This window comes from Winogradskyella bathintestinalis (assembly GCF_030407435.1).
Taxonomy (GTDB): domain Bacteria; phylum Bacteroidota; class Bacteroidia; order Flavobacteriales; family Flavobacteriaceae; genus Winogradskyella; species Winogradskyella bathintestinalis.
Genome location: NZ_JASDDK010000001.1, coordinates 408,610 through 422,571, shown reverse-complemented (window position 1 = coordinate 422,571; position 13,962 = coordinate 408,610). Strand labels below are relative to the sequence as shown.

12 protein-coding genes are annotated in these 13,962 nt (G+C 34.1%); 7 read left to right on the top strand and 5 right to left on the bottom strand.

Features of this window, described 5'->3' with window-relative positions; translation table 11 throughout:
• Nucleotides 1-45 precede the first annotated feature (45 nt).
• The 4 genes from QMA06_RS01650 to QMA06_RS01635 all read left to right on the top strand — a co-directional run bounded on the left by QMA06_RS01650 (nt 46) and on the right by QMA06_RS01635 (nt 5,383).
• A complete protein-coding gene (locus tag QMA06_RS01650; protein WP_290205113.1) occupies nt 46-732 on the top strand; it encodes a succinate dehydrogenase cytochrome b subunit in 687 nt (228 codons plus the stop codon).
• 15 nt (nt 733-747) lie between these two features.
• Complete coding sequence (locus QMA06_RS01645) at nt 748-2,745, top strand: fumarate reductase/succinate dehydrogenase flavoprotein subunit (RefSeq protein ID WP_290205112.1); 1,998 nt, start codon at nt 748-750, stop codon at nt 2,743-2,745.
• 10 nt (nt 2,746-2,755) lie between these two features.
• Nucleotides 2,756-3,502, top strand: coding sequence for a succinate dehydrogenase/fumarate reductase iron-sulfur subunit (locus QMA06_RS01640; protein ID WP_290205111.1), 747 nt, complete (start codon nt 2,756-2,758; stop codon nt 3,500-3,502).
• A gap of 108 nt (nt 3,503-3,610) precedes the next feature.
• A complete protein-coding gene (locus tag QMA06_RS01635) occupies nt 3,611-5,383 on the top strand; it encodes a MutS-related protein (protein ID WP_290205110.1) in 1,773 nt (590 codons plus the stop codon).
• A 154-nt stretch (nt 5,384-5,537) separates the two neighbouring features.
• Here QMA06_RS01635 and rpmA read toward each other — a convergent pair whose 3' ends face one another.
• Nucleotides 5,538-5,798 (bottom strand): 50S ribosomal protein L27, encoded by a 261-nt coding sequence (rpmA, locus tag QMA06_RS01630; protein ID WP_290205109.1) that lies wholly within the window; start codon nt 5,796-5,798, stop codon nt 5,538-5,540.
• 40 nt (nt 5,799-5,838) lie between these two features.
• Nucleotides 5,839-6,498 carry a 50S ribosomal protein L21 gene (gene rplU / locus QMA06_RS01625; protein WP_290205108.1) on the bottom strand — a complete coding sequence of 220 codons (660 nt, stop codon included), beginning with the start codon at nt 6,496-6,498 and terminating at the stop codon, nt 5,839-5,841.
• Between the two features lie 296 nt (nt 6,499-6,794).
• Here rplU and QMA06_RS01620 point away from each other — a divergent pair, with 296 nt between their 5' ends.
• Both QMA06_RS01620 and QMA06_RS01615 read left to right on the top strand, forming a co-directional pair.
• Nucleotides 6,795-8,114 carry a M16 family metallopeptidase gene (locus QMA06_RS01620; protein ID WP_290205107.1) on the top strand — a complete coding sequence of 440 codons (1,320 nt, stop codon included), beginning with the start codon at nt 6,795-6,797 and terminating at the stop codon, nt 8,112-8,114.
• 83 nt (nt 8,115-8,197) lie between these two features.
• Nucleotides 8,198-10,273, top strand: coding sequence for a M16 family metallopeptidase (locus QMA06_RS01615; protein WP_290205106.1), 2,076 nt, complete (start codon nt 8,198-8,200; stop codon nt 10,271-10,273).
• Nucleotides 10,274-10,386: 113 nt separating this feature from the next.
• Here QMA06_RS01615 and QMA06_RS01610 read toward each other — a convergent pair whose 3' ends face one another.
• Nucleotides 10,387-11,292: a DMT family transporter gene (locus tag QMA06_RS01610; RefSeq protein WP_290205105.1), complete on the bottom strand. Its 906-nt coding sequence runs from the start codon at nt 11,290-11,292 to the stop codon at nt 10,387-10,389.
• Between the two features lie 92 nt (nt 11,293-11,384).
• Here QMA06_RS01610 and QMA06_RS01605 point away from each other — a divergent pair, with 92 nt between their 5' ends.
• The gene (locus QMA06_RS01605; RefSeq protein ID WP_290205104.1) at nt 11,385-11,900 is read left to right on the top strand and encodes a heavy-metal-associated domain-containing protein; all 516 of its coding nucleotides are present in this window, start codon (nt 11,385-11,387) and stop codon (nt 11,898-11,900) included.
• Between the two features lie 54 nt (nt 11,901-11,954).
• Here QMA06_RS01605 and QMA06_RS01600 read toward each other — a convergent pair whose 3' ends face one another.
• Complete coding sequence (locus tag QMA06_RS01600; RefSeq protein ID WP_290205103.1) at nt 11,955-12,317, bottom strand: hypothetical protein; 363 nt, start codon at nt 12,315-12,317, stop codon at nt 11,955-11,957.
• A 175-nt stretch (nt 12,318-12,492) separates the two neighbouring features.
• Nucleotides 12,493-13,896, bottom strand: coding sequence for a DUF5689 domain-containing protein (locus QMA06_RS01595; protein ID WP_290205102.1), 1,404 nt, complete (start codon nt 13,894-13,896; stop codon nt 12,493-12,495).
• Nucleotides 13,897-13,962 lie beyond the last annotated feature (66 nt).

Below are 13,962 nucleotides of genomic sequence, written 5' to 3'. Positions count from 1 at the left end.
CAATTGCGCAGTATCTTTGTTACACTAAAATAAATTTAGACTACAATGAGCGGAATTCTGAATTCTACGATTGGAAGAAAGTTTGCCATGGCACTTTCGGCACTCTTCCTAATGATTTTTTTATTACAACATTTTGCAATTAATATTTTATCTGTCTTTAGCGAAGAAGCTTTTAATGAAACATCTCATTTTATGGGTACGTTTTGGGCCGTACAATATTTGTTACAGCCTGTTTTAATTTTTGGAGTAATCTTCCATTTTGTAATGGGTTTTGTTCTAGAAATCAAAAATAATAGAGCTCGAAAAATTAGTTATGTAAAAAATAATGGTGCGGCAAATTCTACTTGGATGAGCAGAAACATGATTTGGAGCGGTCTGGCTATATTAGCATTTATTGTATTACATTTTATAGATTTTTGGGCACCAGAAATAAATATAAAATACTTTAAAGGTGATATGAGTGGACTTTTAGATCCAGACAATGTCGATAGCGGTTTTAGATACTACGAAGAATTGGTGCATAAGTTTGAAAACCCTATTCGAGTTGGTGCATATGTTATAGCATTTGTATTTTTAAGCTTGCATTTATTGCATGGTTTTAGTTCTGCATTCCAATCTATTGGAGCAAATAATAAGTACACGAAAGGATTAAAAGGATTTGCAAAAGTGTATGCCATTGGTCTTCCGGCTGGTTTCATTTTCATTGCATTATTCCATCATTTTAATCAATAAAAAAATATCCCTGATATGGCTTTAGATTCTAAAATACCAAATGGTCCAATTGCAGACAAATGGACTAATTATAAAAATAATATCGATTTAGTAAATCCTGCTAATAAACGTAACATAGATGTAATTATCGTTGGTACAGGTTTAGCTGGTGGGTCTGCCGCTGCAACTTTGGCAGAATTGGGCTATAATGTAAAAGCATTTTGTTTTCAAGATTCTCCAAGACGTGCGCACTCTATTGCGGCGCAGGGAGGAATTAATGCGGCAAAAAACTATCAAGGTGATGGTGATTCTACATACCGCTTATTTTACGATACCGTAAAAGGTGGTGATTACCGATCTCGTGAAGCTAATGTTTATCGTTTGGCAGAGGTTTCTGCTAATATTATTGACCAATGTGTGGCTCAAGGTGTTCCTTTTGCTCGTGAATATGGTGGCTTACTTGATAACCGTTCGTTTGGTGGAGTATTAGTATCTCGTACGTTTTACGCCGCAGGTCAAACGGGACAACAATTATTATTAGGCGCTTATTCTGCCATGAACCGTCAGATTGGACGTGGGAAAATAAAAATGTATAACCGTCACGAAATGCTTGATGTTGTAATTGTCGACGGAAAAGCGCGAGGCATTATAACGCGTAATTTAATTACTGGCGAAATTGAAAGACATTCAGCACATGCTGTAGTGCTTGGCACTGGTGGTTATGGTAACGTATTTTTCTTATCTACAAATGCGATGGGATCTAATGTTACTGCAGCTTGGAAAGCACACAAACGTGGGGCTTACTTTGCAAATCCGTGTTACACACAAATTCACCCAACATGTATTCCTGTTTCTGGAGATCATCAGTCTAAACTAACGTTAATGTCTGAGTCTTTACGAAATGATGGTCGTATCTGGGTACCAAAACATATGAAGGATGTTGAGGCTATTAAAGCTGGAACATTAAAACCTAAAGATTTAGCGGAGAACGATCGCGATTATTATTTAGAACGTCGTTATCCAGCTTTCGGAAACTTAGTACCGCGTGATGTTGCCTCTCGTGCAGCAAAAGAGCGTTGTGATGCTGGTTTCGGAGTGAATGCAACCGGTGAAGCGGTATTTTTAGATTTTGCATCAGCCATTCAACGTTATGGAAAAGAGGCAGCTCATGTTAAAGGTTTAGATGAGAATGATGCAGCATTGGTTAAAAAATTAGGGCAAGAAGTGATTAAGAATAAGTATGGAAACTTATTCCAGATGTATGAGAAAATCGTTGATCAAGATCCTTATAACACTCCAATGATGATTTATCCGGCCGTACACTACACCATGGGAGGTATTTGGGTTGATTATAACTTAATGACTACCGTTCCTGGTTTATATTGTATTGGTGAAGCTAATTTCTCAGATCATGGTGCTAACAGACTTGGTGCTTCAGCTTTAATGCAAGGTCTGGCAGATGGCTATTTTGTATTACCTTATACTATTGGTGATTATTTATCAAATGATATAAGAACAGGAGAAATTGCAACCGATAGTAAAGAATTTGATGACGCAGAAAAGAATGTTAGAGATAACATTGAGCATTTAATCAATAATAATGGGTCACAATCAGTAGATCACTTCCATAGAAGATTAGGTAAAATCATGTGGAATAAGTGTGGTATGGCTAGGAATGCTGCAGATTTAAAGGCAGCAATCACTGAAATTTCTGAACTACGAGCAGAATTTTGGAAAGACGTAAGAGTACCAGGAACTAACGACGAGTTTAATGAAGAGTTAGCCAAAGGATTACGTGTGGCAGATTTCTTAGAATTGGGTGAGCTATTTGCAAAAGATGCTTTATTGCGTGAAGAATCTGCAGGAGGTCACTTTAGAGAGGAATATCAAACAGCCGAAGGAGAAGCTATGAGAATGAAAGAGTTTCAATATGTTTCTGCTTGGGAATATAAAGGTGAACCAAAAGATGCTGTATTGCATAAAGAAGATTTGGTTTATGAAAATATAGAAGTAAAAGAGCGAAGTTATAAATAAAAGGGAAGCTATGAATTTAACGTTAAAAATATGGCGTCAAAAAAACGCTAACGATAAAGGAGGAATGGTCGATTATCCAGTTACTGATATTTCGCCAGATATGTCTTTTCTTGAAATGTTAGACGTTTTAAACGAACAATTAGTCTATAAAGGCGAAGAACCTGTTGCTTTTGATCACGATTGTCGAGAAGGTATCTGCGGTATGTGTTCATTATATATTAATGGTGAGGCCCATGGTCCAGATCGTGGAATTACTACATGCCAATTACATATGCGTATGTTTAAAGATGGAGATACAATTGTTATCGAACCATTTAGAGCTACAGCATTCCCTGTAATTAAAGATTTAGTTGTAGATAGATCTTCTTTTGATAGAATACAACATGCTGGTGGATTTATATCGGTTAATACGTCTGGAAATACTATTGATGCCAATGCAATTCCGGTTAATAAACACGATGCAGACGAAGCTTTTGAAGCTGCAACATGTATCGGTTGTGGTGCTTGTGTAGCAAGTTGTAAAAACTCTTCCGCCATGTTATTTGTAGGCGCAAAAGTATCTCAATTTGCGTTATTACCTCAAGGTCAAGTTGAAGCGACGGATCGTGTTTTAAATATGGTAAAACAAATGGACGAGGAAGGTTTTGGTAACTGTACCAATACAGGAGCTTGCGAAGTAGAATGTCCTAAAGGTATTTCACTAGAGAATATAGCGCGTATGAATCGTGAGTATTTAGCGGCTAGTTTAAAAGGTTAATTACTGTATCTGCTAGTTTGGCAGACAGGAAAACAGTCCCGAAATTTCGGGTTTATAAAATTTAATCCCAAGGTAAAATCTTATCTTGGGATTTTTTAATTTCAAATTATGCAAAATCCAAATATATTTTATACAGAACAATTAGAAATCAATCAAAGTGAGTCTAAACGTATTTTTAAGCAGTTAAGTTTATACAGTATTTTAAGACTAGCTATTTTTGTGCTAACCGGAGTCGGCATTTATTTTACGTATCAGAATTGGCAAGTTGCTGTGGGCATTGCCGTTATTGGTATAGCGAGCTTTCTATTCTTGTTATCTAAATACACCGATTTAAAGTCTAAACGAAACTTACACAAACGGTTAATTGCTATTAATGAAGACGAATTGAAAATAGCTAAAGGAGATTTTCAAGAGCGGTTGGATGGTTCAGAATTTCAAAATCCGAAACATTATTTTAGTTTAGATATTGATTTATTTGGGAAAGGATCATTCTTTCAATATATCAACAGAACGGCCATTAAAGAGGGAACAAAAAAATTAGTTCATCATTTATTATCTAATGATATTAGCGCAATAGAAACAAGGCAATTGGCCATTAAAGAATTAGCTGCTCTGCCAAGTTGGAGACAACGCTATACAGGAATTGCTCAAGGTGTAGAAATTGAGCATTCCGCAAATTCCATCATTACATGGTTGAATGATTACAAACCATTTTTAGGAAGAGTACAATATTATATAACTATTGGATTTAGCATAGCTTCCCTAATAATTATAGGATTGGGAGTCACTGAAATAATACCGATTTCAACAATTGGGTATTGGCTATTGTTGGGGCTTGGAATTACAGGTATATATTGGAAAAAAACAGATACACTGGCACATCATACTGGGAATGCAAAAGATACCTTTAAGCAATATGCATTGCTATTAGAGGCTATAGAAACTACCGAGTTCACGTCCGACTTATTAAAATCGAAACAAAATTTAATTCGGTCTGAAGATCAGAAAGCCTCCGAAATATTTTCAAAATTTTCGAAAGCGCTAGATGCATTAGATAACAGGAATAACCTTATTTCTTTAGTTTTAGGGAATGGCTATTTTCTGCTAGATCTAAGATATAGTTATGCAGTAGAAAAATGGATTAGAAAATATGGTCATAAAGTAGAAGATTGGTTTGAAGTTGTAACGTTCTTTGATGCCTTTAATAGCTTTGGCAATTACGCCTTTAATCATCAAAGTTTCACATATCCAATACTTACGGAAAAACCCGTAACTATTTTAGCTGAAGGTATTGGTCATCCATTATTAAGGTCGGAAAAACGAGTAGATAGTAACTTAAAATTAGAACAAGAACAATTTTTTATTGTCACTGGGGCGAACATGGCAGGGAAAAGTACATTTTTAAGAACCGTTGCGCTTCATATCGTTATGGCCAATGTAGGACTTCCGATTTGTGCAAAGCAGAGTGTTTATAAGCCTATTAAGCTCATTACAAGCATGAGAACAACAGATTCTTTAACCGATGATAGTTCTTATTTTTTCAGTGAACTCACACGTTTAAAATTTGTAGTAGATACCATTATTAAAGATAAAAATTACTTTGTTATACTTGATGAAATTTTAAAAGGAACCAACAGTACCGATAAAGCTATTGGTTCGCGAAAATTTGTTGAGAAGCTAGTAAAACATAATGCCACAGGAATTATTGCAACACACGATTTAAGTCTAACAGAAATCGAAAATGAATTGGAAGCGGTGAAGAATTATTATTTTGATGCAGAAATTGTTAATGACGAACTCTATTTCGATTACAAATTAAAACAAGGGGTTTGCCAAAACATGAACGCAAGTTTTTTGTTGAAAAAGATGGAAATTGTATAAAGAAAAAACGAAGTTTCCTAAAACTAGCACAAGTACTGATTAGTTACTCTGACAGGTAATATAAGGTACGTTCTGAATAAAAAAAAGGTAATACACAAAAAGACCTCACAAGAAAATTCTTGTGAGGTCTTAATCATTTTAAGAAAATAATTTCTTAAGCCTGAAAAGGCTCAATAGAAACGTAAGACTTATTGTCTTTTTTCTTAGTGAATTTTACTAGACCATCAACTTTAGCGTGTAAAGTATGATCTTTTCCTTGGTATACATTTTCACCAGGATGGTGAGTGTTACCACGTTGTCTTATGATAATGTTTCCAGCAATAGCAGCTTGTCCACCAAAAATCTTAACGCCTAAACGTTTCGATTCTGATTCTCTACCATTTTTCGAACTACCAACTCCTTTTTTATGAGCCATGATCTTAAGGTTTTATTTGTTAATATTAAAGGACTAAAAATTATTTTCTTCCTCCGTCTAAATTGTCTTGTAATTCTTTAAGCTCATCCCACTTACCATCAGCAGCTAATTGTGCTTGTTGTGGCCAAGTATTAGCAACTAAATGTGCTAATCTAGAATTTGCTTCAGCTAGAATAGCTTCAATAGCTTCTGGCTTAGCCTTAGCTACTTTTGCAAAAGTATCTAAACCTGCTTCAACCAATGCTTCTGCAGCTTTAGGTCCAACACCTTCAATTTTCTTTAAATCGTCAGCTTTTCCTGTTGCTTTTTTAGCTTTAGGAGCAGCAGCTCTCGCTTCTACTTTTTTTGTTTCCTTTTTGGGGTCTGCCTTTTTAGACGGCTTAGCTCCAGAAGAAACAATACTCTCAATTACGATTTCGGTTAAAGATTGTCTGTGTCCGTTTTTTACACGGTAACCTTTACGTCTTTTCTTTTTGAAGACGATTACTTTGTCACCTTTAAGGTGTCTTAAGACTTTTGCACCTACTAGTGCTCCGTCTATAGCTGGGGCGCCTAAAGTAGTATTGTCACCATCACCTATTAGAAGAACGTTGTCAAAATCAACAGTTTTACCTTCTTCAGTAGATAAACGGTTCACAAAAACTTTTTGGTCTTTTGCAACTTTAAATTGCTGCCCTGCTATCTCTACAATTGCGTACATAGCGTAACGTTTTTATTAATTTGTTTATTAATTAAAGTGCCTTCTTCTCAGAAAGCGGATGCAAATATACTTCTAATTTATTAATGTACAAACGTTTCGATTGTTTTTGGGTTAGTTAGGGTTAAATAAATGGCTTTTAATCGTTATGTATTAAATTCAATATGTGATAGATAGTGAGTTTTTTGTCTTGTATTCTATTAAATAAGACGAATCATTGTTTATTTTTGTAGGACGCTGTAACAAATTACATGGCGTTTAGACTAACACATTATATATAAAACTTAAACAAAACTACAATGAAAAACTATTTACTGGCCTTGGCCTCTTTGTTGTTTATTAGCCATCAGGCAATAGCACAAGAAGTTAAATTTGAGGAATTTGATTTAGACAATGGCTTGCATGTTATTATGCATAAAGATAATACGGCTCCAGTTGTAATTACATCTGTTATGTACGATGTTGGTGGAAAAGATGGGGATAGAGAGCGTACTGGTTTCGCTCATTTTTTTGAACATTTATTGTTTGAAGGTTCAGAGAATATCGATCGTGGAGAATTTATGAAAATAATACCTGCCAATGGAGGTACTTTTAATGCCAACACGTCTCAAGACAGAACATATTATTACGAAATCTTTCCGTCTAACAAATTAGAATTAGGGTTATGGTTAGAATCTGAACGTATGTTGCATCCAGTGATTGACCAAGTTGGGGTCGATACTCAGAATGAGGTCGTAAAAGAGGAAAAACGTCAGAGTATGGATAACAGACCTTACGGCGGACTTCTAAAAGCTATTGGCGAAAATCTTTTTAAGGTACATCCTTATAAAGATGAAAATATTGGCAAAATGGAGCATTTAGATGCGGCTACTTTAGAAGAATTTAATGCCTATTTCGATAAATATTACGTGCCTAACAACGCTGTATTAGTCATTGCAGGCGATATAGATTATACCAAGACAAGAAAAATGGTTAAAGATTACTTTAGTGCAGTGAAAAAAGGGCCAGAAGTAGTGCGTAATTTTCCAAAGGAAACTCCAATTACAGAAACGGTAAAAGCTACGGCTTATGATAAAAATATTCAGATTCCTGCCATCATTGCTGCCTACCGTTTACCAGGTCAATCGACTAGAGAAGCCTATGTCTTAGATATGATTTCAACGTATTTAAGTGGTGGAAAAAGCTCTGTACTATACAAAAAATTAATTGACGAACAAAAACAAGCGCTTACTGTACAAGCTGTTAATTTGGGTCAAGTAGATTATAATATTTTCGCCTTGTTCGCATTGCCATTAGGTGATGTAAGTTTAGAGACGCTATTAGCAGAAATGGATGAAGAGATTGTAAAAATGCAGGAGGAATTAATAAGTGAGCGCGATTATCAAAAACTATTAAATCAGTTTGAAAACGATTTTGTAAGCTCTAACTCAAGTGTAGCAGGTATTGCGAGCTCATTGGCAACGTATTATTTATTATATGGCGATGTAAATATTATAAACAATCAGTTAGAGACATACAGATCTATAACGAGAGAAGAAATTCAAGATGTGGCCAAAAAATACTTAAGCCCTAATCAGCGTGTGGAAGTAGAATACCTACCAAAAAAAGAAGATCAATAATAAGACATATGCATGTTCTATACTTATTCAATATAAATGGAGAACGAACCGCATATGCCCTTTGAAAAACAATAGAATTAAACATGAAAACTATATTAAACATGAATAATAAAATAGTAGCGTTTTTCGCATTATTTATAATGACTATTGGTGTCAGCGCACAAATAGACAGATCTAAGCCACCTGTAGCAGGGCCAGAACCAGAAATTTCAATAGATAAACCACAAGAGTTTAAACTGAAAAACGGCTTAAAGGTACTTGTGGTAGAAAATCATAAGTTACCAAGAGTTTCTTATTCATTAAGAATAGACAATCAGCCAATTTCAACAGGGAAAAAAGCGGGTGTAGAAAGTCTTTTAGGGAGTATGTTAGGCAATGGAACTACAACAATTTCTAAAGATGAATTTAATGAAGAAGTAGATTTCTTAGGGGCTAGTTTAAGCTTTGGTTTTAGTGGTGGATTTGCAAGTTCACTGACCAAGTATTCAGATAGAATTTTAGAATTATTAGCAGGTGCTGCAATTGACCCATTATTAACGCAAGAAGAATTCGAGAAAGAAAAAACCATTCTTATTGAAAATTTAAAAGCAGACAAAAAAAATCCAGACGCTATTGCAAGCCGAGTAGGATCCGCTTTGTCTTATGGTAAAAATCATCCTTACGGAGAATTTGTTACTGAAGAAACAATTAACAATGTGTCATTTGGAGATGCAGTGGCGTTCTACGAAAAACACTTTAATCCAAATAATGCTTATTTAGTGGTTATAGGTGATGTTGAATTTAAAGACGTTGAAAAACAGGTTAAAAAATATTTTAATAGTTGGAAGAAATCAGTAGAAGTAAATTCTGAAGTACCAAAACCAAATTCAAATGTACAGTACACGCAAATTAATTTTGTTGACGTACCTGATGCTACACAATCTAACCTTTCAATCACCAATAATGTGGTGTTAAAGATGGGTGATGAAGACTACCACACAGCCTTAATTACTAATAATATCTTAGGTGGTGGAGGTGAAGGCTATTTGTTTAAAAACCTAAGGGAAGATAAGGGCTATACTTATGGAGCTTATTCAAGTTTAGGTAATGATCGATACGGAGCATCGCGTTTTAATGCCTCGGCTAAAGTTAGAAACGCCGTTACCGACAGTGCTGTTGTAGAAGCTTTAAAAGAAATAAATAGAATTAGAACTGAACCTGTAGATGCGCAAACTCTTAAGGATGCGAAAGCAAAATATGTTGGTAATTTTGTTATGGCTTTAGAAAGTCCTCAAACGGTTGCCAATTATGCTTTAAATATTGAATTAAACGATTTACCTGAAGATTTTTACTCCAATTATTTACAGAAAATAAACGAGGTATCTGTAGAAGATATTCAAAGAGTAGCTAACAAATATTTTAAAGCTGATAATCTTAGAATTATTGTTGTTGGTAATGGTTCTGAGGTATTACCTAATTTAGAAAAAACAGGTATTCCTATAAAGTACTTTGATACCTATGCTAATACAGCTAAGAAACCAGAATTTGAGGTGGAATTACCAGAAGGTGTTACTGTAACATCTGTATTAAATAAATATTTTGAAGCGATTGGTGGTAAAGCGAAAATTGAAGGTTTAAATTCAATTTTATTGAAATACGAAGCTAGCGCTATGGGATCGACGATTATAAACGAAGAAAAGCGCATGCAAGGCAAATTAGCGCAAACTATATTTATGAATGGTAATCAAATGATGTCCGTCTTAACGACCCAAGAGAAAGTGGCCATGAATAAGAATCCACTTCCAGAGAATATCGCTAATGATATGAAACCATTAGGTGGTTTGTTTACAGAATTAAATCTTTTTAATTTTGAAAATGCAAAAATCGCTGGTGTAGAAAAAGTAGAAGACAAAGACGCTTACAAAATTCAATTTCCTGGTGAAGTTGTAACTTTAACATATTTCTATGATGTTGAGACAGGATTAAAGGTAAAAGAAATTCAAACTACATCCATGCAAGGACAAACGCAAAGTCAAGATGCTGTTTTAAAGGATTACAAAGCATTCGATGGTATTAAGTTTCCTGCTACAAGAGAAAGTGTGCAAATGGGCCAACCGATCGTTTATAAATTGCTTGAGGCAAAGATTAATGAAGGCGTTACTGATGCAGATTTTAACTAATCGCCATTAAATACGAAAAAACTAAAACCGAAGTGAATGCTTCGGTTTTTTTTATGAAACTAATTGTGAATACTATTTCCAATGGAATCAATATAACTGTTTAACTATTCTTTTTAAGCACGCAATCTTAGTATGGCTACCTTCGCCTTACGCTGATGCGAAAGATAAACACCAACTAATATTAATAGCGCCGCAAAGCCTTGAGTAAAGCTAAAAGTTTCATCATCTAAAATGCCCCAGCCTAATGCAACGATAGGCATAATGTAGGTCACTGAAGACGCAAAAACAGGAGTAGACAATTGTACCAATTTAAAAAACACCACTTTTGCTATGGCCGTACCAAAAACGGCTAAAATACTAACATACAGAAGTGCTTTTGGTAACGTTGGTTGATTAAATGTATCGGTCGTAAAAAAGTCGCTGAATAGAAGAACAATTATTGCAGGAATAATTATAAATATATAATTGCCAGCAGCAATCGCTAACGGTTTTACATCTTGCAGATAGCGTTTTATAATGTTTACATTTGCAGCATACATCAGGGTAGAAGCAATTACAAATCCGGCATATAAATAATTTTGATTCGGATTTAATTCTGAACCTTTCAAGATTAATATTGCTGTGCCAATAAAGCCTACAATAACACCTAATATTTGTCGCTTTGTGGAGGTAATGCCAAAAACGGCAAAACCGAGTAAAATGGTATTGAGTAGGACGAGCGAATTTAATACTGAAGCTACGGCACTATCAATTTCTGTTTCGGCAATGGCAAAAAAGAAAGCTGGAATAAAGGAACCTAAAAGTCCAGAAATGCAAAGCCATTTCCATTTTATCTTTGGGACGGTTTTCAATTTATGAAATCCAAAAGCTAATAGAATGATCCCGGTAATAATTGTTCGTAATGCTCCTAGTTGATATGGAGTTAATCCAATAAGTGATTTCTTAATTAATATAAACGAGCTTCCCCAAATAATAGAAAGAATTAAAAGGTAAATCCACTTAATGTTAAGGTTTTTCATACAAAAGCATTCTAAATGAATCACAAAATTCGTTAATTCTCTCGCAATAAACACCAATATTTGTTAGATTTATCCAAAATATCAATAGATCTATGAATACGTTAAAAACAATAAGTTTAATTGCCATTATGGCGATAGTTTTTTCTTCGTGTAAAAATGAATCACAGCCAGAAGTAAAAACGGTTGATGTGGAAGTGGGAGATAAAGATGTTGCTCAACATTTAGATCCTAACGCCACTTATGCAAAAGTAGAATTTGGAATTGACGGCATGACGTGTGCTATGGGTTGTGCTAAAACCATAGAAAAGAAAATGGCTAAAATGGATGGGGTTAAGTCCGCTAAAGTCGATTTTGACAAACGTTTAGCTATGGTAGAATATGATGAAGCTAAAGTAACTCCGCAATCTTTAGAAGAGGCTGTGGGTAATGTTTCAGATACTTATAAAGTTAAAGACATGCAAGCCGTTGATAACTTTAATACCGATAAAAAAGTATGTAGCGCAGATTGTAAAATGGCATGTTGTGCAAATAAAACAGATGCAGAAAAAGTCGCATGTAAAGCAGATTGCAAAAAAGAGTGTTGCAGTAAAGAAAAGAAAACAAAGTAAATAAATACTAAAACAAAATTAAAACCAAACGCTATCCGAAAGGATGGCGTTTTTTTATTGTACCTGTAGCAAAATAACAGCTAAAAGAAAACAACCGACAGGTAGGAGCCAAAGTAGATATATAGACGTTTCGTTGCGTTTTAATTTAACACTTAAAACGTTCCTTTTTTTGCCATTATAACGCATCCAATTTTTTGAAATTATAAAGAGTCCGATTAATACTAATAGTATCCAAAATTTTGTAGAAGACATTGTGGGCATTTTCATTTGAATTGCAAAAGCCATAAAGAAGGCTCCTAAAGCTAAGACAATGGATAGCTCCAAAAAGTTGATATACAATTGTGCTATAGTTAAACTACGTTTACCTAAAGATTTTTTATAGTAATTGAATACAGCAATATAATATTTGTCTAACATAAATTATAGTTTTTAATCTTTTCAACTTTAACGCTTCACTTTATATCAATAGTCTGTTCTTTTATTTTAGCTATTGCTGCTGTAAAAACGGTATACATTATTTTAATTAATAGTTATAAAAAAAGACTGCCTTTTCAGACAGTCTTTTTCTTCTCTGTATAAGATAAGTTTTTTGTTATTGTGCTAAAATTTGCACATTACTTAGATCAATAGTACTAGATATTGTAGCTTCATTACTGTCGTATACGAATGCTAATACAGCATTACCTGTAATCATTGAAATATTAATTAATCCTGTTTCTTGATAATTATTATCGAAAAAACCTGTGTTTTCTGGTAAAGCGGCGATTTCTGAAGCTCCTATTTCTGTCCAAGTTGAATCATCTGGATTACTGCCAGAGGTATAATCATTAGAATAATAAGCTTTAATCGGTTGTCCATTGTTAAAACCATCTGCTATTTGCAATAGTAGACGCTCATTATCTTGAGCATCAAAGTCTATAGAAGGAGAAATTAACCAACTTACCATGTCATCAATGTCGTCACCACCAGCAAAAGCAGAACCTCTCATATAACCTTCACCGTTAAAACTTCCTGCAGACCAATCTCTTGTGCCTACCGTGTTGGTAACTTCCCAGTTACCTTGACCGCTTGAAAATCCTTCTTCAAAAACGACTTCAAAATCGTCAATATTCAATAAGGTACATCTAGAATTTTTCATATCAACATCTTCGATAGAGTTTAAGGCTAATATTAAATTAGCTCCATCAAACGTTTTACTAACAACCGCTGTTATAGATCCATTTCCAGTAGGTAATTTTTCATTTTTAAAATTTGAAAAACTACTAGTTTCTAAAATGAATTCTGGGTATGTAAATCCGCTACAATCTTGTAATGTTCTTTTTGTATCAAAAGTTTCAGTTGGGTCAAAATAATTTAAACCAATTTCATCATCTGCAAACTCTACATTTTCGACTTTTACTAATAAACCGACATGGTCACCACTAATTGCAGTTAAACCTATATTTAAAGGTGTAATAGTTTCTGTAACTGAAGATCTTAAAACTTTTTGTCTAATCTGAATTTCATTTAAGCTTGTTACAGTAGTGCCAAATTGATCGGTTTCAATACCGCCACCAATGGTAGTTACTCCATTACCAACTCTCTCTTCACCTATAAAAAGATTTTCTAAACTTATATAGACTTCTCTTCCAATATTAAATTGATTATAAACATCTACTTGATTTAGAATAATTTTTAAACCAGAGGTTGGATTGGAAGGACTGTCTTGAATAAAAAATTCTTTAAAGAAATTTCCAGTTCGGTCAGATGAAGTTACATAACCTTTTACATAGTCATTAGCGTTGACAGGTTCGATGAATTCTCCTTCTTGATACAATGCTTTTACTGTAGCAAAGGATACCTCATTGCCTGTTGCTAATAATTGTTCAAGAGCTCTATTTTCTTCTTCTCCTAAACTGTTAGGAACCGTATAATCATCATCTTGAACACAAGATGTAATAGCTACAGAAGCTATTAAGACTAACATTAATTTTAAAGATTTAATCGCTTTATTCATAACTTTTTTATTTATAATTATTGAATCTATGAAAGTTACACATTTCATAATTGTGATATTATTTAT